The sequence below is a fragment of the Cytobacillus sp. EB106-05-05-XG126 genome, from assembly GCF_058791715.1.
Genome location: NZ_JBYTDU010000001.1, coordinates 1,252,500 through 1,276,941, shown reverse-complemented (window position 1 = coordinate 1,276,941; position 24,442 = coordinate 1,252,500). Strand labels below are relative to the sequence as shown.

Genomic DNA, 24,442 nt, shown 5'->3' with positions numbered 1-24,442 from the left:
GAATTGGAGGATAAAAGGATATAAAGTTTATCCTTGCAATCGCATAAAAATTTTAATATCATTTAAATCGAAACAATTACGATTTATCAGATGCTTCTCCATACCCACCAGCAATTCTTGATTTATCAGAGCAAGGGGGGAATTAATCAATTGTAAATCGTAATGAATATTATTCTTATTCAAAAGGAGAACGTCCATGACAAAGAAGATACCCGTCACTGTACTGAGCGGCTATTTAGGTTCAGGAAAGACCACTCTGCTGAACCACATTTTAAATAATCGCGGCAATAAGAAAATGGCAGTGATTGTAAATGATATGAGTGAAGTCAATATTGATGCATCCATGGTTAAAAAAGGCGGTTTTTCAAGGACCGATGAAAAACTGGTAGAGCTTCAAAATGGATGCATCTGCTGTACGTTGAGAGATGACTTAATGATAGAAGTGGAAAGGCTGGTTAACGAAGGGGATATCGAATATATCCTGATTGAATCCTCAGGCATCTCAGAACCTATTCCGGTTGCCCAGACTTTTACTTATATGGATGAAAGTTTGGGAATTAATCTTTCAAATAGGTGCACGCTCGACACCATGGTTACAGTTGTAGATGCAAATCGTTATTGGCATGACTATGCATCCGGAGAAACACTGCTGGACCGCAAACAGGCCACAGATGAAAGTGACGTCCGGGAAGTTGCTGACTTATTAATTGACCAGATTGAATTCGCAAATGTCGTGGTGCTGAACAAACTGGATCTGGTTGATTCAGAAAGTGCTGATGAACTAAAGGCTGTATTGGAAAAATTAAATCCAGATGCAAAAATAATTAAAGCTGTAAATTCAGAAGTTGAATTAAAAGAAATACTCAATACAGGCCTTTTTGACTTTGAAAAAGTAAGCCAGGGAGCAGGATGGATTAAGGAACTGAATGAGGAGCATACGCCGGAAACTGAAGAATATGGAATTTCATCATTTGTCTATAGAAGAATAAGGCCTTTCCATCCAGAAAGATTTATGCGATGGCTTGAAGATTTTCCGGTAGATATTGTGAGAGCCAAAGGTTTTTTTTGGCTGGCTTCACGAAATGACATAGCCGGTCTCCTGTCTCAGGCCGGTCCATCTATAACACTGCAAGGGGTAGGGAAATGGATTGCAGCACTTCCAGAGATGGAGAGAAACCAAATCTTAAAAGATGAACCAGAACTGCTTGATAGATGGGATAAGGATTTTGGAGACAGGATGACAGAGCTCGTTTTTATTGGCCTGGGTATGAAGAAATCAGAAGAGATCGCATCAAGTCTCGATGGCTGTTTACTAACCGATAAAGAAATGATTTCAGATTGGAGCAGTCTTGCTGACCGGCTGCCAGCTTTTCAAACTAATATGATGGAGGAAATAATATGAGAGCATTGGCATGCACTGTAACAGGGGATCGCAACTATATAACAGCCAAAAGATCCTGAAAGAATTGAATTAATGAAATACTCTCCAAAGCTAAAAAGGTACACCATGCACAGGGAAACAAAATTACACAATCGTTCCCTTTAATATCTGGTTGAGCTCAGACATATATAACAGAGCAATTTGAAAAATTATGTTGCTTTTTCCTGGTCTTGCAGATATGCTCAAATTAGGAGATATACGGAAGGGGAATTGAAATTCTAAATGTGGCATAACTTGTAATCATTTTAATTTAATGAACGTCTGCCTGCTTTTTTGGGGAGAGGTTTGTCTATTTATAAAATGATATGAACGAGGAATGCTTGCTGTGGAATTTCAAACCATAAATTCGCAGATACCTTGTTGTGTATCTGCATTTTTATTGGAATCCAATCTCCATGCCAGTCCCGGCAGGCCCTAAATGGAGGGAACGCTGTATGATCGAAAAGCAGAATAAAGCCGCAATAGTTACAGGTGTCAGCAGCCATCAGGGTATTGGTGCAGCTATTTGCCGAAAATTAGCCAGCCAGAATTTTAATATTTTTTTTACTTATTGGGACGCGGAGCCCCTTTGGGAAAAAGTATTCAGCAAGGAATTATCGGAAACTGGCATCGTATGTAAAGGCCTCGAAATTGACTTATCGAAGGTTCAATCAGCAGAAAAGGTGCTGAAATCTGCTGCCTTGACAGTCGGAAATCCGATGATACTTGTTAATAATGCAGCCTATTCAACAAGAGATGGATATCTGGAGTTTGATGCAATAACACTGGATGCACACTATGCTGTTAATATGAGAGCCGTATTTCTTCTTTGCACAGAATTCGCCAAAAGATTTCCAGAATGGAATTTGCCTTACGGCCGAATCATTAATATGACTTCCGGCCAAGAGCTTGGCCCAATGCCCGGCGAATTGGCTTATGCTTCTACCAAAGCTGCCATAACGGCATTTACCAGGTCGCTTTCAACAGAAATAGCTCATTTAGGGATTACGGTAAATGCGATTAACCCGGGACCTACTGACTCTACATGGATGAATGAGGAGATAAGAAATCACCTATTGCCCAAGTTTCCAGCGGGCAGAATCGGCCAGCCTGAAGATGCAGCCAATCTGGCAGCATTCCTGGCAGGAGAAGATTCAAGGTGGATAACAGGACAGGTGATTCATTCTGAGGGAGGGTTCATACGCGGTTAACACGAAAGCAAGTGACATTTACTTAACAAATTAGAGCTATTTATATCATTTTCAATACAAAATACCCAAACGGGTTTATTGATCTCCTCCAATGTGTATAAATAGAAGTTATAGAGGGGAGAGAACAATGTTAAATTTATTAAATGACCCTGATTTTGTGCAGAAGTGTGAAACTGCTTCCCCGCTTGAGCTGGTTGAGTACTTAACAGGCGGCAATATTAGAGGATTGGAAAAAATCGCTTTGGGCACGCTTGCAAACAGAAAACAGCTGCCGCCAAATGTCGTTAATGTTCTGATCGTTTATTTTTTCAGCACGTTTGCCAATAAAGTATATGACCGAAATGATCTTGCCAGGCTTTATGATTACTGGGCATCGAATCATGTATACAGTTTTGGAAAAGCACACGAAATGACTGCCGAAGATATAGAAAAAGTCCTGGCCGGCTTAAAATTATAGATTATATAAAAAGTTCATCCCAATTGGATGAACTTTTTTGATATTATCTATTTCTTTTTATTGCTGTATGCACCTTCTATAGTCTGTTTCATCATTTGATGTCCAAGCACCGCCACGCCTGCTGCAACGATTCCATTAAGGAGCCCTTCAAAAGAAAAGCCAAATGCTAGACTGCCTGCAGAAACCGAAATCATTACAAGAATCCATACGATGGACCAATCGGGAACTTTGGGTGTCTGTTTCAATGCATACCCAATTACCCACAAAGCCGGGACCAGCATGTAATAATTCTGATTTAAAAAATCCAATAAGTTCAATCCACTCACCCCCTGGTTAATGTTTTTATATAGTTTATGAAATCCCCTTATAAGTTGTTTGTCTGCTTGTCTATAAACATAGTAGAGATTTTATTAATAAGCTTGGGAATTATTACGCTCGAAAAAGACGGAATAGTTTGATAAAATGCTATCAAAGACGCGCAGAATAGTTGACAATCATTTCTATAAGTGCTAAATTTGAATCAGCCGTTATGCATCGTGTTATATTTTGCTAGCTGCTTTTTCAACCGTTAGGCAATGGTCTGGATGAGTAATGAACGTAAAGTAATAAGCGTGTATATGGTGAATTTACACATGGCTTTTTCTAGCCAATAGGAGGATTTTTTTCATGAAAAACGGTAAAGTAAAATGGTTCAATGCTGAAAAAGGTTTCGGATTCATCGAAGGTGAAGACGGAAACGACGTATTTGTACATTACTCTGCTATCCAATCTGAAGGTTTCAAATCTTTAGAAGAAGGCCAAGAAGTTTCTTTCGAAGTTGTTGAAGGTGCACGCGGACCTCAAGCAGCTAACGTAACTAAACTATAATCGACACACCCATACAAAAACAGCCTGGCCATTAGGTCAGGCTGTTTTATTTTGCGCTAACTTGAATATTCCTCCACCAGTTCCATACCCTATTAGAAAAAGGAAGGTGTATCCAGATGAATTTTGCCTGGCAATCAGTGATTCTGGTTTTAGCAGGAGTTTTGCTTTTACGTGTAGCAGGCAGGAAGTCTATTTCCCAAATGACGCTGGCGCAAACGGTAGTTATGATTTCCATAGGTTCCATTATCATTCAGCCTATCATTGAGACAAGTGTATGGAAGACCATCGTGGCTGCTGGAATCTTTGTTGGATCACTAATTATAATGGAATACTTGCAGGTGAGATACAATTTCATTGAAAAATTTATTACAGGCAAATCCAAAATAGTGATTGAGAATGGGAAACTAAAAACAGCAAATATGAGGAAATTGCGCTTTACAGCAGATCAGCTGGAAATGAGGCTCAGAACCAACGGTATTACTAAAATTTCAGATGTTAAAATGGCTACACTTGAGCCAAATGGACAGCTTGGGTATGAATTAATGGATGATGCAAAGCCTTTGACAGTTGGAGAATTTAAAAAGCTGATGGGAGAAATAATTTTGCAGTCACCCGTTCAGCCTGCTCATCAAGCATCAGATGATATTTTTCAGGAGCTGAAAAAGGGCCATTCCCCGCCGAATTTTAAAGATCTTCACTAGTTTTTAGCCGCATTGCGGCTTTTTATATTTCAATCTCCGTCTTTCCCCCTTTAAGCATTATTCAAATTCAAATTCCATTAAGAAAAAAGTACTTGAAGTTTAGCGAGTTTCCTGTATAATTTTCAAACGTGAGTTATTTTAGAATAATTTAATACTATTCACTTATCAAGAGAGACGGAGGGGCTGGCCCGAAGATGTCTCGGCAGCGGGCTCTGCAGAGCGCTGTGCCAAATCCAGCAAGCATTGATGCTTGGCAGATAAGAAGAGAACGATTGATAGATCAAGGTCTCTTCTTGCTTGAAGGGGTCTTTTTATTTTGCTTGGAAAATCCATTATTAAAGGAGAATTCAATGAAAAACAAGGGCAATCCATGGGCTTTATTGCCGCTAGCCGCTTTCCTGCTTATTTTTATTGGCAGCGGTATAGCAACTGGTGATTTTAACAGCATACCAATTATTGTCATTGTATCCGCAGCAGCCGGAATTGCGCTGGCAATGAATAAAAAAAAGCCATTCATGGAAAAAGTAGAGATATTCACAAAAGGGGCCGGACATCCTGATATTATATTAATGTCCATCATTTTTATCCTGGCAGGGGCTTTTTCCTCTACGGCTAAAGGAATGGGTGCGGTTGATTCGACTGTGAACCTTGCACTCTCTTTTATCCCGCAGAATCTGCTCATGGTCGGAATTTTTATCATTGCATGCTTTATTTCATTATCGATGGGAACATCAATGGGGACAGTTGTTGCTCTTGCTCCAATTGGTGTAGCCATTTCAGCAGAGACAGATATTACAGTAGCTCTAGCCATGGCAGCAATAATTGGCGGTGCAATGTTTGGCGATAATCTTTCTGTCATTTCTGATACGACGATTGCAGCGGTCAGGACGCAGGGAACGAGAATGACTGATAAATTCCGTGTGAATTTTTTAATCGTACTGCCTGCTGCAGTTCTTACTGCTATAATTCTTGCAATTTTAACAGCAGGTCAGGAAAGCGTCGTGACCAGCGGAGATTTCAACTTCTTAAAAGTAGTCCCTTATCTTGGCGTATTGGCTGCAGCTTTGTTCGGCATGAATGTTATTCTTGTGCTTAGCGGGGGTATCCTTCTTGCAGGCCTGATTGGAATTGCTGACGGCAGCTATACGTTTGTTTCATTCCTGCAGATGATTGCTGAGGGAATGGCCGGTATGCAGACCCTTGCGATTATTGCCATCCTCATTGGCGGATTGGTGGAGATCATCCGGGTTAATGGAGGAATAGATTACTTGCTTCACATGGCTACCAGCAAAATAAAATCCCGCAGGGGAGCAGAATTTGGTATTGCGTCGCTTGTCTCTGTGACAAATCTATCTACAGCCAATAATACTATTGCCATCATTATTGCAGGGCCGCTTGCCAAAAAAATTGCTGACCAATATGAGATTGACCCGCGTAAATCAGCAAGTATACTTGATATATTTGCCTGCTTTGTACAAGGGACTATCCCTTATGGAGCACAGATGCTCGCTGCTTCGGGGCTCGCTGCCATTTCGCCGGTGAGCATCATGGCATATTCCATTTATCCAATATTAATTGGCATTTGCGGTATTATTGCCATTCTGATCAACTTTCCTAAGTTAAAAAGCAATAAATGAGAGCCTGCCGGGCTCTTTTTTCTTTGAACAATGCTGTGTTTTAAAAATAATTGATGATATAATTAGAACGAATGTTCTGTAAAATGTTGCTGAGCCACTGCCGTTTTTTGATTTGGTATAATGGTAACATTGCAGAAAGAATCTCAGGCAAGGAAAAGAGGGTGTTAGATATGAAATTTATCCATACCGCTGATTGGCATTTGGGCAAGCTGGTCCATGGTGTATATATGACCGAAGATCAGCGTCATTTTTTACATCAATTTATTAATGTGGTAGAGGAAGAAAAGCCGGATGCAGTCGTCATTGCAGGAGACTTATATGACCGGTCCGTACCTCCGACTGATGCTGTTGAATTGCTGAATGAAATTCTCTTTAAAATAAATGTAGAGCTCAATATACCTGTGGTAGCCATAGGCGGAAACCATGACAGCGCTGAAAGGCTGTCCTTTGGAAGTTCCTGGTATAAACAAAGCAAATTCTACTTGTCTGGAAAACTGGTAAATGATTTTAAGCCTATACATATCCATGGTGTGAACTTTTATCTGGTTCCTTATGCTGAACCCGGAATGGTCAGGCATTTGCTTGATGATGACCGAGTGCACTCCCATGATGATGCAATGAAGGCAATTGTGAGCAGAATGGAAGAGTACCTGAACCCAAATGAACCGAATGTTCTTGTCGGACATGCTTTTGTTCTGGGCGGTGCTACCAGTGATTCGGAGAGGACCCTCTCTGTCGGAGGATCAGGCTGTGTCCATTCAAGCTGCTTTGATCCTTTCTCCTATACGGCACTTGGACATTTGCATAGTCCTGATGCCATAAAGCATGACAAGATCCGCTATTCAGGCTCCCTATTAAAATATTCTTTTTCCGAAGCTAAACAGGAGAAATCCATTTCTATTATAGAAATGAAGGAAAATGGCGAATTTGACTTGCGTACCCGTTCACTTAAGCCCCAAAAAGACTTAAGAGAGATTGAAGGGCATCTGGATGAACTGATGGATCCTGCTTTCTATGAAAAACAGAATCTTGATGACTATCTGAAAATCACCCTTTTGGATGAAGGCGCATTGCTTGATCCAATTAATAAGCTGAGACAGGTCTACCCGAATGTTCTTCATCTGGAAAGAAGAATTGCCGTTACAGATTTGAAGAAAAAAAGCTCCTTCTTATCGATGAAGGAAGAGAAAAAGTCGGAGCTTGATCTGTTTAAACAATTCTATGAACAAATGACTACTTCTGAGTTTACAGAAGATAAACAGCAAGTAATGACGGATGTGATTGAAAAAGTGCTTAGGGAGGAGGCCCTGAAATGAAGCCATTAAAATTAACGATGCAGGCATTCGGCCCCTATGCAGACAGTGAAAGCATTGATTTTACCCAACTTGGAAATCGGACCATGTTTGTCATATCCGGAAAGACGGGTTCAGGCAAGACCACTATTTTTGATGGCATCAGCTATGCCATTTATGGAAAGGCAAGCGGAGAAGATCGAAATGGTCCTGAGCTTCGGAGTCAGTTTGCCAAAAATAATACACTAACCGAGGTTTCCCTGGAATTCTTTTTAAGAAATAAACGGTATCATATTATAAGATCTCCTCAGCAGGAAAAGAAAAAAGAGCGGGGCGATGGGACAACAACAGTAAGTGCAAAAGCAGAACTGTATATATATGATGAAAATGGAGAGCAAAAGCTTCTGGCTTCAAATGTCAGGGATGTTGATGAAAAGATAAAAGAAATTATGATCATTGACAGCAATCAGTTCAGGCAAATTCTGATGATTCCCCAGGGAGAGTTCCGAAAGCTCCTGACTTCAGAAAGCAAGGATAAGGAAATCATTCTGCAGCGGTTATTCCATACTCAAATATACAAGCGCATCGAAGAAAAACTTAAAGAAGATGCAACTGAATTAAAAAGAGCGGTAGAAGAACAGATTAAATTGCGAGATCAATACTTTAATCATGTGCAGCCTGTATACAGCGGGGAGCTGAAAACGTACCTCGAAGCAGGAAGTGTTAATGACACCCTGCTCTTGCCGCTCCTAGCAGAGGAAATTAAGGAGATGGCAGAAGGTCTTGCCGAGCTGACAGAAGCAGGCAGGAAAAAGAAGGAACAGAGAGATCATCTTCAGCAAAAGCTCTATGAAGCAGAAATGGTGCTTAAACAGCTGAAGATGAAAGAAGAGCTTAAGCAACGGAAAGAAGAGCTTGAAGAGCTGAAAGGCCAATATACTGTCAAAGAGAATGCCATTACTCTCGCCCACAAAGCAGCACTGCTTAGTCAGCAGGAGCAGCTCTGTCATGAACTGAAGAAAGATCTGGATGCAGCACATGCTGATATTGAGGGACTTCAGAAAAAAATAGGCACTCTTGAATCTCTGCTAAAAGAAAAGCAAGAAAAATGGGAATCTGAAAAGAACCGGGAGGAAGAAAGAAAACAAGCTGCCGAACAGGTCAATCACCTTCAAAGTATGAAAGAGGATATTCTCTCTTATGCAAAAGTGGAAAAGCTTGTCCGTTCTCTTGAAAAAAATCTTGAAAACCTCAGGCTTCAAAAAAAACAGAAAGATGAAGCCCTCCTAAAAGCTGATCTGCAAATAAAAACACTTGCTGCAGAAAAGCAGGAAATTGAAAAGAGCAGGCTCGTACAGTTTGAGAATGAACGAAACCTGGAGAAACTATCAGACGAAATAGAACGGCTTCAAAGATATGAAGAGCTTCATAAAGAGCATCTCTTATCACTGAATGCTTTCAGCAAGAAAAAAAGTTATTTTGAGCAGACTTCGTCCAGGCTGACTGACGCCAAACTGCTTGTAGATGAACTGGAGGGCAAATGGCTTCATGGACAGGCATCAATCTTGGCTGACAGGCTTCAAAACGGAGAGGCATGTCCAGTCTGCGGCTCAGAACACCATCCAAATCCAGCTGTCTCTCCTCAAGATATTCCTGATGAAAAAGATCTGAAGGAAGCAAAAAAACAGGCAGCTGAAATGGAAGCAGAGAAAGCGAAAGCAGAGTCTGCATTTTATGAAGCTCGGTCTCAGCTGAATTCCAGTGAAAGTGGATTAGCGGAATTAACAGCCCAAATACAGAAGCACCGTCCTGATTTTAAACCTGAAAGTCTGCTTGTGCTGAAAAATACACTTGCCGATCAAAAAAAGGATTTGCTGACACTTGATGCAGAACTGAAGGAGAAGTCTTCAAGACTGGAAAACTGTACTGTAGAGTTAGAAAATTCACAGGAGATGAAAGAATCTCTGGCTGCAGAAATTGACCTTCTGCAAAGCCAAATAAATGACGCTGCCATTATGCATGCGGAAAAGAGAAGCAACTTAGCGAGGATGACGGACACAATTCCTGAAAACCTGCGGTCTGTTGAAGCTTACGAGTCAAGTTTTAAAAAAGCGGCTGAAAAACTTGAAATTATGCAAAGACAGCTGGAAACTGCCCAGCAGAATTATCAAGATGCAAAGTCGGTTCATATGGCAGAACAGGCAAAGCTCGAGACACTTCAAAAGCAGGCTGTTAAAAACGAGCAAAAGCTTGCAGCTGAAAGGCAGAATTTTGTACAGCGCATGAAGGACCAGGGCTTTGAAGTATACGGAGAATATCGGGATGCCAAAAAATCAGAAGATCAAATCAGGCAGCTTGAAGGTGAACTTCGGGAATATCGGGAAGAAGTCCGTTCTATTCATGACAGATACGCTGAACTGGTGGAACTCTTAGAAGGGATTGAAAAACCTGACCTGGAAAGCTTGCAGCTATTATTGCAGGAAACCGATGATCAATTGAAACAACTGCAGGATCAATATACAAATCTGTTTATGAAGAAAAAGCAAAATGAAGAGACTTTGCAAAAAATCAAAGAAATAAATGAAGATATGAAGACCCTTGAGGAAAGGTATAAAGTAATCGGACACTTATATGAAATTTCCAAAGGGCAGAACACTTACCGTATTACTTTTGAACGTTTTGTCCTGGCGGCATTTTTAGATGATATACTGAGGGAAGCCAACGGACGTTTATCGAAGATGACCAGCGGGAGATATATGCTGCTTCGAAAAACAGACCGCTCAAAGGGCAACGCACAAAGCGGCCTGGAATTACTTGTGTTTGATCAATACACCGGGCAGGAAAGGCATGTTAAAACTTTATCCGGCGGGGAAAGCTTTAAAGCCGCGCTTGCACTTGCTCTTGGTCTGGCAGACGTGGTACAGCAATACGCAGGAGGCGTATCTCTTGAAACGATGTTCATTGATGAAGGATTTGGGACACTAGATCCCGAATCATTGGATCAGGCAATAGAAGCATTGATTGAAATTCAAAGCAGCGGAAGGCTAGTAGGCATCATCTCTCATGTTCCTGAGCTGAAGGAAAGGATAGATGCACGTCTGGAAGTAACTGCAAGCCAGACAGGAAGCCGAACACAGTTTCAATTTTTAAATTAGGATTCAGAGGAAAAAGGATAGACCTCCTATCCTTTTTCCCATACTATTAAAGTTGGTGATGACTCTTGAGTAAGAAAGTCGTTTTATCATGGAGCGGCGGCAAAGACAGCTGTCTGGCTCTGGATGTGCTGGTAAAACAGGGGTATGAGGTTGCATGTCTTCTGACAACGGTTCCGCAGGAAATTGGCAGAACCTTTGGGCATGGGGAAAAAAAAGAATTAATCCAGCTTCAGGCTAAAAGTTTATCCATACCTGCAGAGTTTATTTATTGTACCTTTGAAGATTACTCTGAACGTTTTGTGAGTGATTTAAGAAAAATAAAAGATACATATGGGATTACAGGCATTGCATATGGGGATCTTTACTTGGATGGACACCGTGAATGGGGAGAAAAAACAGCGGCTGAAGCAGGATTGGATGCTGTATATCCTCTATGGATGGAGGAGAAAGATAGTCTTAAGGCTTTAAAAGCCTTTGTGGTATCAGGCTATAAAGCCAAAGTCATACGGGTTCGGGAAGAGGTATTGGACAATTCATGGCTGGGCAAAGAACTTGATTATGACTTTGTAAGCAAAATAGAAGGTGAGCCCGTATGTCCGATGGGTGAATCAGGTGAATATCATACATTTGTGTATGACGGTCCTCTATTTTCTAATAGGATTCAGCTGGACTCTCCTGAAGTGATTCAGCTTGAGACAACAAAGAAATTGGAATTTGGCGAGTTTAGGCTCGCTGTAAAATAATAATAAACGTCAATGACGGGAATGTGCAGGTAATGAAATGATTGAAATTAAGACATCAGCAGTAAGCGATGGCGAACATAACAGAGGAGTCTTTGCTACTCGGGATATCAAGAAGGGTGAACTGATTCATGAGGCTCCGGTTCTTCCTTATCCAAACAATGAGCATCAGCATATTGAAAAAACGACTCTGGCAGACTATGCATTTGAATACGGGAAAAATCACAGTGCCCTTTTATTAGGCTATGGAATGCTTTTCAACCATTCCTACCAGCCAAATGCAGTATATGATATTAACTTTGACAACCATACGTTTGATTTTTTCGCCTATAAAGATATTAAAGCAGGTGAAGAGGTTTTGATTAATTATAATGGGGAAGCTGAAAATGATGATCCCCTTTGGTTTAATAAATAATTTTACTGGAGTCCACCTCTTTCCTGGCCGGGGAGTTATAGTCTCCAGGCCAGAAGGGAGGGTATAGTTTGTCTCATTTTTTTTCTCACAATTATCAAGCTTTCCCTTTCAGTACTTTTACCCTATCCCATATTGCCATGATTGCATTATTTACAGGAGTTGCGGTGTTTTTATACATATTCAGAAAAACTATAAAAAGATATGACCGGAAACTCAGGATGATTATGTTTCTCTTGCTTTTTGTATTGGAGCTCCTCTATCATTTCTGGCTTTATATTGGAGGCTATTGGGAAATTTCCTTCACTTTGCCGCTTCAGCTTTGTTCCATTAGCTTACTTCTTTGTTTAGTATTATTAGCAACGGAATCTAAGGCCGTCTTCCAAATTGTCTATTACATAGGCGTCACAGGTGCGTTAATGGCCATTCTGACTCCTGAGCTGTTTTTAGGCTTTCCTCATTTCCGATTTTTTCAATTTTTTATTACTCATATTCTAATCATCTGGACTTGTCTTTATTTCGTGTTTGTTCGTCAATTCAGACCAACAGGAAGGGGTCTGATCGAATCTTTTATCTTCTTAAACCTCTGCGCAGCTGCGGCATTTTTTGCAAATAAGCTAACGGGCGGGAACTATATGTTTCTGGCCCGTAAGCCGCAGAATAATTCATTATTAGATTACTTTGGGCCTTATCCTTATTACATAATAACACTGGAAATAGCGGCATTATTCCTGTTTTTATTACTGCTGCTTCCATTTAAAATGATTGGCAAAAATAAAGATGGAAAGGCGGAATCTGCATGAAACCTGCAAAAATAGGGATTGATGCCGGAGGTTCTTTGCTGAAGATGGCATTTGAAGAAAAAGGACAAATCCATTATAAAAACTATCTGATTGATGAGCTGGATAATTCAATGAATTGGCTTAAGATGACTGCTGCTGATGCCGAAGTTGCCTTGACAGGCGGGAAGGCTGAATATCTAAAAAAAGAGTATTTTCAAAATGCCCCGATCTTTCCTGAATTTGAGTCTTCCAGTATAGGTGCATCCTTTTTGCTTAAGCAAGATGGATTATCCTATCAGAATTTCATCTTAAGTATTATAGGCACAGGGACATCGATTTGCCTAAACAGCGGCGGGAATATCTCAAGGGTTTCCGGAAGCGGCATCGGCGGGGGCACATTGATGGGACTGGGACGTTTACTGACTGGTGAAAAGGATTTCACCAGGCTCGTTTCGCTGGCTGGCAGCGGGAAAGCGGAGAATGCAGATATAATGGTCAATGATATTTATTCACCATTCGATTCGCCGATAGATGGAAGCCTGACTGCCAGTAATTTTGGGAAGATTAAGGATGATCAGATAAGTAAGGAAGACAAAGCTGCCAGCTTAACTAACATGATTGCAGAAACGATTGTACTCCTAAGCACTCAGGCAGCAGTTCGGAACCAAATCGACGATATCATTTATATAGGAAGCACGCTTCGGCAAAATGCCCCCTTAAAGCACCTTTTAGAGAAATATACCGCTATGGTTGGCAAAAAACCTGTATTTATTCAAAACGGAGCTTACTGTGGAGCACTAGGTGCGCTGCTCTCCTGATAAAACCAGATGATTGAAAGATTCTTTTTTTCAGGATACAGTTGAAAAAGAATGCAAAAGAAGCAGGTGGCAGATTTAATGAAAAGATATTTTACAATCGGTATGGCTGGCCATATCGATCATGGAAAAACAACATTGACGAAAGCATTAACAAATGTGGATACAGATAGGCTTAAAGAAGAAATAGAGAGGCAGATATCCATAGAACTGGGATTTGCCCCTTTGCATGAAGATGAGGAAATTCAAATATCAGTAGTGGATGTACCAGGTCATGAACGCTTTATCAGACAGATGATTGCCGGTGTTGCAGGGATAGACTTAGTCATCCTTGCTGTCTCAGCCGATGAAGGAGTGATGCCCCAAACAAGAGAGCACCTGGAAATTCTCGACTTCCTCGGGATCCGTAATGGCATTGTCGCCATAACAAAGATTGATCGTGTCGATGAAGAGTTCACTGATCTTGTAAAAGAAGAAATTCTTGAGGAACTGAAAGGCACTATTTTTGAAGATGTTCCATTTATGTTAACAGATAGCCTGTCAGGCAAAGGAATTGAAGAGTTAAAGCAGCTGATTATCCAAACACTGAAAGAACAGGACACACGGGATGCAAAAGGCGCCTTCCGGCTTCCAATCGATCAGGTATTCACGGTGAAAGGGCAGGGTACTGTAGTCAGAGGCACTGTTTATGAAGGAAAAGTAGAAGAGGGACAGCTTCTAAAAATCATGCCAAATGGCATCGAGACCAGGGCACGCCAGCTGCAGGTGCATCATCAGCCTGCAAAAGCAGCATTTGCAGGGCAAAGGGCGGCGATTAACCTTGCTGGTGTTTCGAAGGAGGATATAGAGCGGGGGGAGGTCCTTGTTTCATCTGAGCATTTCAGCGTCACAAAAACCATTGATGTAGCTGTAAGAATGGTAGGGGATTTAGAGCATATCGTCAAACAGAGAATGCCGATTAAATGCCATATTGGTACGGCAGAAGTCATGGGCAAAATCGTCTTTTTTGACCGTAATGAATTATCCAATGCAGAAGGTGAAATTCTCTGCCAGCTGCGTTTGGAAGAGGAAGTGGTAGCAAAAAGGGGAGATCGGTTTATTTTAAGACGGCCAAGTCCCCAGGAGACCATCGGGGGGGGCTGGGTTATTGATCCCAATGGAGAAAAGTACCGGTTCGGCCAAAAAACCATTGAGGATTTAAGCAGGAAAAAAGAAGGAACACCGACAGATCGCATAAAAGCCGTGTTGTTCGAAGATAAGGTCCTTTCTCTTTCAGAGATTACAGCAAAGACTTCACTGGATGAATTGACGGTTCAAGAAATACTTAAAGAAGAAGATTTCCAGGGCATCAGCAGCAAGGAATTCACTTTAGCAGCCATCCAAGAGGCAATAGAGGAAGAAATAGCTGACCGCCTGAATGAGTTCCATCTGGAAAATCCAATGAGGCAAGGGGCCAATAAAGCAGAATTGCTGCAGGCAATGCAAAATATATATCCAAAAATACTGGTTGAATTTGTCTTAAATTCAGGTATTGAAAAAAATGCATTTCAACGAAAAGGTCAGTTTTTGCAGAATAAAGGTTTTCATCCTCATGTACCGAAAAGCTGGCAAAAACGTACTGTCAACCTTCTTGCTGAATTAAAAAGAGATGGCTATAAAGTAAAGCCGTTTGATGAATATTACGCTTCCGCAGGAATCCCTGAGAATCTAAAAGGCGATCTAAAACGATATTTAGAAGACCAGGAAATAGTCATACCGCTTGATTCACAATACTTTTGGCACGGTGATCATTTTAGGGCAGCAGTAGAAGAATTAAAAAAGAGAACAGATGCTGAATTTGAAGTAAGCAGTGCAAAGGAAGTATTAGGTCTTTCCAGAAAGTATATGATTCCATTTCTCGAAAAACTTGATTCTTTAGGAATGACACGCAGAGCAGAAAATAAGAGAATCTGGATGTAAAGAGTTTGTTAATAATAGATCAGCCTTAAGGGCTGGTCTATTTTTATTGTATAAAAGAAAGTTTAGTTAAAATATTCAGTTAAACAATGAAAAACTACCCGGTTACACCAGAAAAGTTACCCTTTTTTACCAATATATCCGTGTCGAAATTACTACAGATTGACCGTTTTATGTAATTATATGAAATTATAGATTATTTTTCCTGTTTATCCATAATTTTAGGGTAGGATTTTACTAGAATAATTACTAATATTAGGATGTCAAAGAAATTTAAGGAGTGTACAACTTGAAGAAACAACTACTTACATTGGCTGCGACAGCTGGTTTTTTGATTACACCGTTCAATGGAGAAGCAAGTGCTCATGAAAATAAATATATTGTTCAGACTGGCGACACATTATGGGGAATCTCACGCTCTAACAATCTTTCAATTGAAGAGTTAAAGACTTGGAATAGTATCTCAGGATCGACAATATATAAAGGACAAGCCCTGACCCTGTTGGCACCGCACAGCCATAACGATTCAACAAGCGGGTCTCAAAGCGCTGCAGTCAGCTACACTGTGAAATCAGGCGATACTTTATGGGGAATTGCAAGAAATCACGGCCTTTCGGTCAGGACACTAAAGAGCCTTAACGGAATCAGCAGTGACACGATATATCCAGGGCAAAAGCTGCAAGTTAAAGGCTCTTCTCAAACAGCTGCACCTTCTGCTCCGGCAGGCACTGGATCTTATACCATCCAAAGAGGAGACACCCTTTCGGGGATTGCATCTCGCCATAACTTATCGGTTTCACAATTAAAAGCAATGAACAATCTTTCTTCTGACTTAATTTATGCTGGCCAAACTCTAAAGGTCTCCGGTTCAGCAACAAGCAAGCCGGCTGAATCACAGGTTGCAGCTCAATCGACATCAAAGGTGAATGAACTCGTTTCTGAGGCAAAGAAATACATCGGTTCACCTTATGAATGGGCAGGCAGCACACCTGCAGGGTTTGACTGCAGCGGCTACCTGAACTATGTATATGGTAATGTGGGAATCTCTATTCCTCGTACAGTAGCATCCATTTGGGATGCCACAAAACATGTTGCATCACCAAAAGTTGGGGATTTGGTTTTCTTTGAAACTTACAAGTCCGGACCATCCCATGCCGGAATCTATCTTGGCAATTACAAATTTATTCATGCTGGATCATCACGAGGTGTAGAAATCAGCGACATGAATAATTCATATTGGAAGCCTCGTTATTTAGGAGCTAAAACAACTTTCTAATAACCTGCTCTTAAAAATACTCAACGCCTCTAATTCGGCGTTGAGTATTTTTATTAATCTCTCCGATCATTGAAAGTCTTTGACAGTGCTTCTTTTGCATCTCCCCATTTTTCCTGAGCCTGTCCTTTTACTTTATCCATATTTCCTTCAGCTTCTTTGGATTCATTATTGGTCAATTTGCCGTATTGTTTTTTAAGTTCGCCTTTTAATTGATCTGCATTGCCATTTGTCTGATCTCTGTTCATTTGTATTTCCTCCTCTATTACTGTTTGATTATTGTTTACCCAAATTCTATTATTCAAAACTACCCAAGTTTTTTTTCCTGGCAGCAGCTGCACTTATTTTATTTGCAGTAAGGACTAAAATAATAATTTATGACAGTTTATGAAAGGTGAAGTTTTCACAAAGTCTTGTTACAATAAGAAACAGCAATCTGTGGAACCCACAAAGAAAGGACAAAAAACCTTGCTTTTTAGAAAACTAAGAAATTTTATTGTTTTTTTATTAGTCCTTGCAGCTTGCGGACTTTTAATCTATCAATATATTCATTTTATAGAAGAAACTGATTTACCTGATGTGCCGCCACCAACTTCCCTTCACCCTGTGGTTGAAGATAAGAAAGACGAGCTGATTGCCGAGGCTGCTGATAAGGGCATTAACGTAGTCATCACCCAGGATTTCAGAAGCATTGAAGAACAGGATGCTTTATATGAAAAAGGCCGTACTGCTGAGGGAAATATTGTTACCCATGCAAAAGGCGGGGAGTCCTACCATAATTTTGGCCTGGCAATTGATTTCGCACTGATGTCCGTAGATGGCCAGGTGATCTGGGACATGAATTATGACGGCAACGGCAACAGCAGGGCCGATTGGATGGAGGTTGTTAAGATTGCAAAGGACCTTGGTTTTGAATGGGGTGGAGACTGGACACAATTCAAGGACTATCCACACCTTCAAATGGATTTCGGTCTTTCTATCTGGGAGCTGCAGAGAGGGAAGAGGCCGCCTGAAGCCGAAAGATAATAAGAGAAACTGCACTCGAGTGCAGTTTCTTTATTTGCTAAATGATCATCTCAGATTGTACATAGTGATACAGCAGTTTAGCCGTATTTTCAATCGAATCCTCATGTGTACGCTCAAAAGCATGTGATGAATCAATTCCTGGGCCGATCAAGCCGTGTACGATATCATGGCCGGAACGGATGGCTGCTGATGCATCAGAACCGTAAAATGGGTAAATATCCAGCTTGTACTCGATTCCATTTTCCTCGGCAAGCTGCACGAGACGCTTTCTTAATTCGTAGTGATAAGGACCGCTTGCATCCTTCACACAGATGGATACCGTATATTCATCAGTGGATTGGCCATCACCCATCGCACCCATATCCACAGCCAAATATTCGACCGTCTCCGCTGTAATATTGGAATTGCCGCCATAGCCGATTTCTTCATTGTTTGAGATGAGGAAATGGGTTGTGTACGGCAGCTCAGTGTTATCGGCTTTCAGCTGTTTAATCAGCTGAAGAAGGATCGCCACACTAGCCTTATCGTCAAGATGGCGTGATTTAATGAAGCCTGCAGGTGTCGTCTGCACACGCGGGTCAAAGGATACAAAATCACCGACCCCGATTCCCAACCCGCGGACTTCGTCAGCATTATGTACTTTTTCATCAAGGCGAATTTCCATGTTTTCCTGGTTTCTTTCAGCTTTCCCGGCATCTTTATAGACATGAACAGAAGTCTGATGCATCAGAATAGTGCCGGTGAATTTTTTGCCTGATGATGTTTCGATTTCACAGTACTCTCCTTCTATCGAGTTGTATTTAAATCCGCCGATTAAATCAATCTTCAGGCGTCCGCTCGGCTTTATTTCCTTAACAATCGCGCCAAGGGTATCAACGTGCGCAGTCAGCATTCTGTGATTATTTTCGTCTTTTCCAGGAAGGGTTGCAATAAGTCCTCCTTTCCGGTTGCGCTTCGTTTCCACATTAAGCTCGTTTAAAAACTTTTCTACATATGTAATCACTTCATTTGTATTTCCGGAAGGACTTGGAATTGAAACAATCTTTTTTAATAAGCTGATCGTTTCTTTTGTACTCGGGTACGCCATTCAAAAACTCCTCTCAAATTATTCTCACGCAATTCTTATTATACTGTTATTTGTCCGGATAAGCATGTGCTATAAATAAAAAACTGCCATAACGGCAGTCCATTTGATTAAATCTCTTCGGATAGCAGGCTTTTCCTTGTTCTTAATCGGTAAAACCTTCTGAAGTCTTTTACGAGAACCTTTATGACAGAATAAAAAGGTATAGCAATCAGGATTCCGATAAAACCATAAATCGATCCTGCAGCCATTAAGATAATAATGACTGTAAGCGGATGGAGGTTAAGTCTTTTGCCCATCACATGAGGTGAGACGAGATTGCTTTCAAGAAGCTGAACTGAAATCAGTACCATGATAATTTTCAATACCATTCCCGGTCCCTGCAATAACCCGATGAATACTGCAGGAATGATTCCGAGTACAGGACCCAGAAAAGGAACAACAGTCAGGAACATCGCAAACACAGCTAATATCAATGCGTATTCCAATCCGATAATCTTATACCCGGCATACATTAACACGCCATCGACGACTGCCACAATAAACTGGCCGGTTACATAGGAAAATAAGGTCTTGTCTATATCCCCCAAAATCCGCTGGCCTTCTTCCTCGTGTTTGTCAGGAAGGTATTTTAAAAGAAAAGGCCTAAGCTTGTGGTCATCCTTAAGGAAGTAGAAAAGGATAAAAGGTACAACAACGATGACAGTGACAATACTAGTAATGGTAGAAAAAACTTTCATTACGTTTTCTCCTGCCCCTGATAAAAGTGTTTCCAGGAAGTTCAGTACTTTATTTTTTACACGGTCATAGGAGAACATGCCCATATTATTTTCCTCAACCACTTTCTCCGTTTCATCCGATAAGTCTTCCATCTTAGCCGGCAGATTTTCGCTGATTTCTGCTATCTGGCTGCCAATTGTTGTGCCCAGCAGATTAAAACCTAAATATCCTAAACCCAGGACCGCAGCAAAAATAAGCAGAATGCTCGCTGTTTTTGGCACAGCCCTTGAAACCAGCCTGACGAGGGGTCTTAGAATATAGTAAAAAATGCCGGCAATTAAAACAGGGAAGAAAATAGTTGCAATCAGGGCACGGATCGGCCATAAGAAATAATCAATTTTCCCAAGGAGGAAAATGATGATTAACACGGAGATGGTGCCTGCTGCATATTTAAAAAATGGTTTATTGATCCACATGCATATACCCCAACCCTTATATATGTATTTACTACTCACTGTTCCTTTTTTTAAACAGGATTAAACACCGGTTTAAGAATCTATGTAAGAGGAATAGTTTAAGAATGAACTATATTACAGGTGAGGGAATCTGACGATGCTATTTTTTAAAAATGTAACCATGCAGGAAATACTGCTGTTTTTATTGTTTGCAGGAGTGATACTGGCTGCCAAATGGACAGTTAACTTTCTTGTGAAAATGAGGAGGGGCAAGTCTGTTCAGAACGACCGGATCATGCAGGGAGTTTCTTCACTCGTGAACTGGGCTGCTTTTTATGGAATTATCATTCTATTCTTGTTCTATTTTTCAAAGGAGAAGTGGCTTTTTTATACCTTGTTCACAGCAGGGGAAGTAGATGTGACGCTATATTTAATAATTGTAGCGTTTTTGACAGTCTCACTCGCAAGTCGAATCGTAAAAGTATTCACCAAATATGTATTAACATCTGTTTATGAATTCTATGGGGTTGACCGGGGGCTCGGCTATTCATTCAACAGAATGATCTATTATACTGTCATGATTGCAGCGCTCGCCATCAGTCTGACAACGGTTGGCCTTGATTTAACAGCGGCTGCTGCCATATTGGGTGTTCTCGGTATTGGGATAGGGTTCGGCATGCGCAATATTGCCGGTAACTTTATTTCAGGCATTATTATCCTCTTCGAACGACCCATTGAAATTGGGGAAATGATTGAGATAAACAACAAAATCGGTAAAATAGAAAGCATCCGTCTCAGATCCACTATCGTCCGCACAGCTAAAGAGGGAACCCTGATTGTGCCAAACCAATACTTTATCGAACAGATCATTAAAAACCGTACAGGCTCAGAAATGCTTGCCCAGGTTCAAATCAGCGTAGTGTACGGGACTGATACTGAAAAAGTTGATAAGCTTCTGAGAGACGCTGTGGATATGGTAATCCCCAAAACAGAAGGGGTTTTAACCGCTCCTGCACCTGATATCCGCTTTGTCGATTTTCGCAGTAAAGCCATGGACTTTCTGATAGAGGTCCCTGTTGCAAACTTTGAAGCCAAGCAGAAATTTGAAAGCCGGCTAAGGCATGTAATTGCAGAGAGCTTTTATTTGAACGGAATTGAGCTTGCCTCAGCACAGCTGCTGCCCAGTGAATGAAGGATAAAGTTAGCAGGAGAAATAACGAAAACACCAGCTGCTAAGGGCTGGTGTTTTCCAGCGTAAAATCTATTTTCCTAACAGAGCTTTCACTCCAAGATAAAGAATGGCAAGACCAAAGATGATCATAGCCAGACTGCCGACAATGGTGAAAAAGCTGGCAATACCTGAGGTAATAACTGCAGAAACAGGTACCATTGTCATGCCGTAGCCAGCAAGCATACATGCAAGATATAATAATGCCAATTGATACATTACAAATCCCTCCTTTCCATACTAACGTATGAAAAGGAAGCAATCTTGCTTGGTCTAATATCCCGAATCTTCAGAATAACTCAAAAATAATTCTGTAGAATTATTTATTGTGCATGCTTTGCTTCCTGTACTGCAATGATTTTCAGGGCAGTTAATTCTTCCTCGGATAACCTTTCTGTTAAAAGACTGTATAGTTCGTTTTTCTCTGCAGCAGTCAATCCGCCTTTAACTTTTGAAGCACTCTTCTGGATTTCATCAATCGAGAAGCTTTCTGAAATCTTTTTCATAGCCTCTTCTTTTGTCTTGATCGGCAATGATGTCTTTTGAAGATCTACAGCTATTAAATCATCCTCACTGCTTCCAAGCAGTGCCTCTACATTGGGGTCACTGGCAAGCATCGCAAGGTCATCCTCAGTAATGCTGCCGGCAACTTCTGTCATTACTTTATTTGATATGGAGTTCATTGAAGCAAAATAAATGAGAAAACCCAATAGAATAAAAGACCCTCCAGTGATTGTCCAAAAAATAATTTTTTTCAACTTTATGGACTGCTCAAGAAGCGAACAGTTCCATTCACACTCCTCTCATTTTCTTTCTTCTTAAATTGTATATGGTTAGTTCCTTCTTTTGCAAATCTTTCTTATATGCAGAACGTATGTGCTATAATAGATGAATAGTAAAATAAGGGGCCGTTTCAATGGATAATAAGATAAAAATATCAGTAAGATCACTGGTTGAATATGTATATAAAAGCGGCAGCATTGAAACAGGCTTCCGTTCTGCAGTGCCGCTTTCAGAAGGAACAAGAATTCATCAGAGAATTCAAAAGCAGTATGGGGAAGAGGATCAAAAAGAAGTGTATCTGCAAGCAGGATTAACATTCGATCACCTCGACTTTCAGCTCGATGGAAGATGTGACGGGCTTATCATTAAAAATGGCGAACGGATTATTGATGAAATTAAGTCTGTATCTCTCCCTCTATCTGAAATTGATAAATTTGCATATCCTGTCCATTGGGCTCAGGCTAAATGCTATGCTTTCATGTATGCGAAAGACAATAATATTTCAAATATGACAGTTCAATTAACATATGTACATGCTAAAACAGATGAAGTGAAAAGATTTCTGCAAAGCTATTCGTTTTGTGAACTGGAAGAATTCATAGTGCATCTTCTCGAATCCTATTCTCCCTACGCAGAATTAAGGGCTCGGCATCAAAAGGATTTAATAAAAAGTCTTCAGGATCTGACTTTTCCTTTTCCAGCTTATCGAAATGGCCAGAGGAAATTGGCAGGGGCAGTATACAAAACCATTGCCGAAGGGAAAAACTTATTTGCCAACGCACCTACAGGCATTGGCAAAACCATTTCAACCCTTTTTCCAGCATTAAAAGCCATTGGGGAAGGACATATTCAGAGGATCATCTATGCCACGGCTAAAACCATTACCCGTCAGGCTGCAGAAGGGGCCATTAGCCTGATGAGGAATAATGGTTTGAATCTTAAATCGGTCACAATCACGGCCAAGGACAAAATTTGCTTTAAGGAAGAAACCAAATGCCACAAAGACAGCTGTGAGTTTGCCAATGGGTATTACGACAGGATTAATAATGCAATACTTGATCTCCTGAAAAATGAGAACATGATAACCAGAACGACAATTGAAAAATATGCACTGAAGCATAAAGTCTGCCCTTTTGAATTTTCATTGGATGCTGCATATGCAGCTGACACCATTGTTGGTGATTATAATTATATTTTCGATCCGAAGATCTCACTGAAGCGATTGCTGGAAGAGGAGAAAAAGAAAACGTCGCTCCTGATCGATGAAGCACATAACCTTGTGGACCGCGGAAGGGAAATGTATTCAAGCTCGCTTGAGAAATCAGCCTTTCTTCAATTGAGCAGAAGCTTTAAGGGGAAGGATGAAAGGATTCAAAAAAGTGCAAAACAGGTTAATGGAATTTTTATTGCATTAAAAAAGAAATGTGGTGAAAATCAGGAAATCGCAGAAAAAGATCCTCCTGAAGAACTTTTTGAAGTTCTTGAGGAATTTGTTCAATATGCCGAAGACTATCTGGGGCAAAACAGAGACAATACGGACGAAGAATTGCTGGAAGTATTCTTTGCTGTCCAGAACTTTATCAGAATAGGTAAACTGTATGATGAAAGGTTTGTAACGTATATTCAAAAGCAGAGAAATGACCTGAACATCAAGCTATTTTGCCTGGATCCATCGAATCTTCTGCACAAGGCCAGAAAAGGATATAAATCATCAATCTTTTTTTCTGCTACCTTAATGCCTCTTAATTATTATTTGGACATGCTTGGCTTTCAAGAGGAAGACTATATTTTAACCGTACCTTCTCCTTTCTCAAAAGATCAGGCTAAGGTATACATACAGCCGATTTCCACAAGATATCGCGACCGGGAAGGGTCTATCGGACCGATCGTCAGTACTATTAAGAGCATGTTAAAGGAACAGAAGGGGAACTACTTGATCTTCTTTCCATCCTATCAATATATGGAGGATGTCTATCGTCGGTTACTCGATGAGGAACTGCCGGCACATACAATCATTCAAAGGACTGGAATGGATGAAGGGGAAAGGGAGAAGTTTCTGTATGCATTTCAGCCAAATCCTACTGGAACTCTGTTGGGGTTCGCCGTCATGGGCGGGATTTTTTCAGAGGGAATTGATTTGCAGGGAGATAGGCTGAACGGTGTTTTCGTAGTGGGTGTAGGGCTTCCGCAGTTAGGGTTTGAACGCAACATTATGAAAGCTTATTTTAATCAGCAAGGAAAAAACGGCTATGATTATGCCTATACTTATCCTGGAATGAACAAGGTTTTGCAGGCAGGGGGCAGATTGATCCGCTCTGAGGACGATACAGGAATGATTGTTTTAATGGATGACAGGTATGTGCAGGCAAAATATCGGGCCCTGCTGCCAGAGGAATGGAAGGATTTTAAAGTATTAAGAAGTTAAAAA

General features: G+C 40.8%; 23 protein-coding genes, 1 pseudogene and 1 riboswitch. Of the genes and pseudogenes, 18 read left to right on the top strand and 6 right to left on the bottom strand.

All coding sequences use genetic code 11. The features are described from left to right. Positions 1–196: 196 nt before the first annotated feature. From AC3WTL_RS06395 to AC3WTL_RS06380, 4 genes and pseudogenes are all read left to right on the top strand, one after another. Positions 197–1,402, top strand: a complete 1,206-nt coding sequence (locus AC3WTL_RS06395) for a GTP-binding protein (protein ID WP_492369223.1) — start codon at positions 197–199, stop codon at positions 1,400–1,402. Further along, positions 1,399–1,546, top strand: a pseudogene (gene rpmG / locus AC3WTL_RS06390) (50S ribosomal protein L33). Before AC3WTL_RS06395 ends, rpmG begins: the two are co-directional and overlap by 4 nt. A 329-nt stretch (positions 1,547–1,875) precedes the next feature. Beyond that, entirely contained in the window at positions 1,876–2,631 is a 756-nt protein-coding gene (locus AC3WTL_RS06385; RefSeq protein WP_492369222.1) for an SDR family oxidoreductase, read from the top strand. A 127-nt stretch (positions 2,632–2,758) separates the two neighbouring features. Beyond that, a complete protein-coding gene (locus AC3WTL_RS06380; RefSeq protein WP_492369221.1) occupies positions 2,759–3,088 on the top strand; it encodes a hypothetical protein in 330 nt (109 codons plus the stop codon). A gap of 47 nt (positions 3,089–3,135) precedes the next feature. Here the strand turns inward: AC3WTL_RS06380 and AC3WTL_RS06375 are convergent, their stop codons facing one another. Beyond that, positions 3,136–3,414: a phage holin family protein gene (locus tag AC3WTL_RS06375; protein ID WP_319003799.1), complete on the bottom strand. Its 279-nt coding sequence runs from the start codon at positions 3,412–3,414 to the stop codon at positions 3,136–3,138. Between the two features lie 340 nt (positions 3,415–3,754). On the opposite strand from AC3WTL_RS06375, the gene AC3WTL_RS06370 reads away from it, so the two are divergent. The 11 genes from AC3WTL_RS06370 (at position 3,755) to AC3WTL_RS06320 (ending at position 16,721) form a co-directional block, all read left to right on the top strand. Next, positions 3,755–3,955, top strand: coding sequence for a cold-shock protein (locus AC3WTL_RS06370; protein ID WP_009334826.1), 201 nt, complete (start codon positions 3,755–3,757; stop codon positions 3,953–3,955). 116 nt (positions 3,956–4,071) lie between these two features. Next, on the top strand, positions 4,072–4,656 hold the full coding sequence (locus AC3WTL_RS06365) for a DUF421 domain-containing protein (RefSeq protein ID WP_492369220.1): 585 nt from the start codon (positions 4,072–4,074) through the stop codon (positions 4,654–4,656). A gap of 159 nt (positions 4,657–4,815) precedes the next feature. Next, a riboswitch (SAM riboswitch) is annotated at positions 4,816–4,920 on the top strand. Between the two features lie 86 nt (positions 4,921–5,006). Next, positions 5,007–6,293, top strand: a complete 1,287-nt coding sequence (locus tag AC3WTL_RS06360; RefSeq protein ID WP_492369219.1) for a Na+/H+ antiporter NhaC family protein — start codon at positions 5,007–5,009, stop codon at positions 6,291–6,293. Positions 6,294–6,463: 170 nt separating this feature from the next. After that, the gene (locus AC3WTL_RS06355) at positions 6,464–7,609 is read left to right on the top strand and encodes an exonuclease SbcCD subunit D (RefSeq protein WP_283935683.1); all 1,146 of its coding nucleotides are present in this window, start codon (positions 6,464–6,466) and stop codon (positions 7,607–7,609) included. Continuing rightward, a complete protein-coding gene (locus AC3WTL_RS06350; RefSeq protein ID WP_283935684.1) occupies positions 7,606–10,740 on the top strand; it encodes an AAA family ATPase in 3,135 nt (1,044 codons plus the stop codon). The genes AC3WTL_RS06355 and AC3WTL_RS06350 overlap by 4 nt, the downstream gene beginning before the upstream one ends. A 65-nt stretch (positions 10,741–10,805) precedes the next feature. Continuing rightward, positions 10,806–11,483 carry a Dph6-related ATP pyrophosphatase gene (locus AC3WTL_RS06345; RefSeq protein ID WP_197215063.1) on the top strand — a complete coding sequence of 226 codons (678 nt, stop codon included), beginning with the start codon at positions 10,806–10,808 and terminating at the stop codon, positions 11,481–11,483. A gap of 37 nt (positions 11,484–11,520) precedes the next feature. After that, positions 11,521–11,895: an SET domain-containing protein gene (locus tag AC3WTL_RS06340; protein WP_197215064.1), complete on the top strand. Its 375-nt coding sequence runs from the start codon at positions 11,521–11,523 to the stop codon at positions 11,893–11,895. Between the two features lie 68 nt (positions 11,896–11,963). Beyond that, entirely contained in the window at positions 11,964–12,695 is a 732-nt protein-coding gene (locus AC3WTL_RS06335; protein WP_283935685.1) for a YwaF family protein, read from the top strand. Further along, positions 12,692–13,492: a type II pantothenate kinase gene (coaW, locus tag AC3WTL_RS06330; RefSeq protein ID WP_283935686.1), complete on the top strand. Its 801-nt coding sequence runs from the start codon at positions 12,692–12,694 to the stop codon at positions 13,490–13,492. The genes AC3WTL_RS06335 and coaW overlap by 4 nt, the downstream gene beginning before the upstream one ends. A 78-nt stretch (positions 13,493–13,570) precedes the next feature. Then, positions 13,571–15,448 carry a selenocysteine-specific translation elongation factor gene (selB, locus tag AC3WTL_RS06325; RefSeq protein ID WP_197215067.1) on the top strand — a complete coding sequence of 626 codons (1,878 nt, stop codon included), beginning with the start codon at positions 13,571–13,573 and terminating at the stop codon, positions 15,446–15,448. 286 nt (positions 15,449–15,734) lie between these two features. Continuing rightward, a complete protein-coding gene (locus AC3WTL_RS06320; protein WP_226665194.1) occupies positions 15,735–16,721 on the top strand; it encodes a C40 family peptidase in 987 nt (328 codons plus the stop codon). A gap of 53 nt (positions 16,722–16,774) precedes the next feature. Here the strand turns inward: AC3WTL_RS06320 and AC3WTL_RS06315 are convergent, their stop codons facing one another. Continuing rightward, positions 16,775–16,966, bottom strand: coding sequence for a CsbD family protein (locus AC3WTL_RS06315; RefSeq protein WP_035330463.1), 192 nt, complete (start codon positions 16,964–16,966; stop codon positions 16,775–16,777). 220 nt (positions 16,967–17,186) lie between these two features. Here AC3WTL_RS06315 and AC3WTL_RS06310 point away from each other — a divergent pair, with 220 nt between their 5' ends. Beyond that, positions 17,187–17,744, top strand: coding sequence for a M15 family metallopeptidase (locus AC3WTL_RS06310; protein ID WP_264193725.1), 558 nt, complete (start codon positions 17,187–17,189; stop codon positions 17,742–17,744). A gap of 37 nt (positions 17,745–17,781) precedes the next feature. Here the strand turns inward: AC3WTL_RS06310 and AC3WTL_RS06305 are convergent, their stop codons facing one another. Beyond that, positions 17,782–18,831, bottom strand: a complete 1,050-nt coding sequence (locus tag AC3WTL_RS06305) for a M42 family metallopeptidase (protein ID WP_197215069.1) — start codon at positions 18,829–18,831, stop codon at positions 17,782–17,784. Between the two features lie 107 nt (positions 18,832–18,938). After that, the gene (locus AC3WTL_RS06300; protein ID WP_492369218.1) at positions 18,939–20,024 is read right to left on the bottom strand and encodes an AI-2E family transporter; all 1,086 of its coding nucleotides are present in this window, start codon (positions 20,022–20,024) and stop codon (positions 18,939–18,941) included. A gap of 136 nt (positions 20,025–20,160) precedes the next feature. Between AC3WTL_RS06300 and AC3WTL_RS06295 the strand changes: the two genes are divergently transcribed. Next, positions 20,161–21,195 (top strand): mechanosensitive ion channel family protein, encoded by a 1,035-nt coding sequence (locus AC3WTL_RS06295; RefSeq protein WP_492369217.1) that lies wholly within the window; start codon positions 20,161–20,163, stop codon positions 21,193–21,195. 69 nt (positions 21,196–21,264) lie between these two features. Here AC3WTL_RS06295 and AC3WTL_RS06290 read toward each other — a convergent pair whose 3' ends face one another. Both AC3WTL_RS06290 and AC3WTL_RS06285 read right to left on the bottom strand, forming a co-directional pair. Beyond that, on the bottom strand, positions 21,265–21,450 hold the full coding sequence (locus AC3WTL_RS06290; protein ID WP_076256247.1) for a hypothetical protein: 186 nt from the start codon (positions 21,448–21,450) through the stop codon (positions 21,265–21,267). A 104-nt stretch (positions 21,451–21,554) separates the two neighbouring features. Further along, the gene (locus AC3WTL_RS06285; protein ID WP_197215071.1) at positions 21,555–21,989 is read right to left on the bottom strand and encodes a hypothetical protein; all 435 of its coding nucleotides are present in this window, start codon (positions 21,987–21,989) and stop codon (positions 21,555–21,557) included. A gap of 158 nt (positions 21,990–22,147) precedes the next feature. On the opposite strand from AC3WTL_RS06285, the gene AC3WTL_RS06280 reads away from it, so the two are divergent. After that, the gene (locus tag AC3WTL_RS06280) at positions 22,148–24,439 is read left to right on the top strand and encodes an ATP-dependent DNA helicase (protein WP_492369216.1); all 2,292 of its coding nucleotides are present in this window, start codon (positions 22,148–22,150) and stop codon (positions 24,437–24,439) included. Positions 24,440–24,442 lie beyond the last annotated feature (3 nt).

Bases quoted from the DNA above. Each gene is read 5' to 3' on its own strand.
- AC3WTL_RS06395 (WP_492369223.1), top strand. From the start codon at position 197: ATGACAAAGAAGATACCCGTCACTGTACTGAGCGGCTATTTAGGTTCA.
- AC3WTL_RS06385 (WP_492369222.1), top strand. From the start codon at position 1,876: ATGATCGAAAAGCAGAATAAAGCCGCAATAGTTACAGGTGTCAGCAGC.
- AC3WTL_RS06380 (WP_492369221.1), top strand. From the start codon at position 2,759: ATGTTAAATTTATTAAATGACCCTGATTTTGTGCAGAAGTGTGAAACT.
- AC3WTL_RS06370 (WP_009334826.1), top strand. From the start codon at position 3,755: ATGAAAAACGGTAAAGTAAAATGGTTCAATGCTGAAAAAGGTTTCGGA.
- AC3WTL_RS06365 (WP_492369220.1), top strand. From the start codon at position 4,072: ATGAATTTTGCCTGGCAATCAGTGATTCTGGTTTTAGCAGGAGTTTTG.
- AC3WTL_RS06360 (WP_492369219.1), top strand. From the start codon at position 5,007: ATGAAAAACAAGGGCAATCCATGGGCTTTATTGCCGCTAGCCGCTTTC.
- AC3WTL_RS06355 (WP_283935683.1), top strand. From the start codon at position 6,464: ATGAAATTTATCCATACCGCTGATTGGCATTTGGGCAAGCTGGTCCAT.
- AC3WTL_RS06350 (WP_283935684.1), top strand. From the start codon at position 7,606: ATGAAGCCATTAAAATTAACGATGCAGGCATTCGGCCCCTATGCAGAC.
- AC3WTL_RS06340 (WP_197215064.1), top strand. From the start codon at position 11,521: ATGATTGAAATTAAGACATCAGCAGTAAGCGATGGCGAACATAACAGA.
- coaW (WP_283935686.1), top strand. From the start codon at position 12,692: ATGAAACCTGCAAAAATAGGGATTGATGCCGGAGGTTCTTTGCTGAAG.
- selB (WP_197215067.1), top strand. From the start codon at position 13,571: ATGAAAAGATATTTTACAATCGGTATGGCTGGCCATATCGATCATGGA.
- AC3WTL_RS06315 (WP_035330463.1), bottom strand. From the start codon at position 16,966: ATGAACAGAGATCAGACAAATGGCAATGCAGATCAATTAAAAGGCGAA.
- AC3WTL_RS06305 (WP_197215069.1), bottom strand. From the start codon at position 18,831: ATGGCGTACCCGAGTACAAAAGAAACGATCAGCTTATTAAAAAAGATT.
- AC3WTL_RS06300 (WP_492369218.1), bottom strand. From the start codon at position 20,024: ATGTGGATCAATAAACCATTTTTTAAATATGCAGCAGGCACCATCTCC.
- AC3WTL_RS06295 (WP_492369217.1), top strand. From the start codon at position 20,161: ATGCTATTTTTTAAAAATGTAACCATGCAGGAAATACTGCTGTTTTTA.
- AC3WTL_RS06290 (WP_076256247.1), bottom strand. From the start codon at position 21,450: ATGTATCAATTGGCATTATTATATCTTGCATGTATGCTTGCTGGCTAC.
- AC3WTL_RS06280 (WP_492369216.1), top strand. From the start codon at position 22,148: ATGGATAATAAGATAAAAATATCAGTAAGATCACTGGTTGAATATGTA.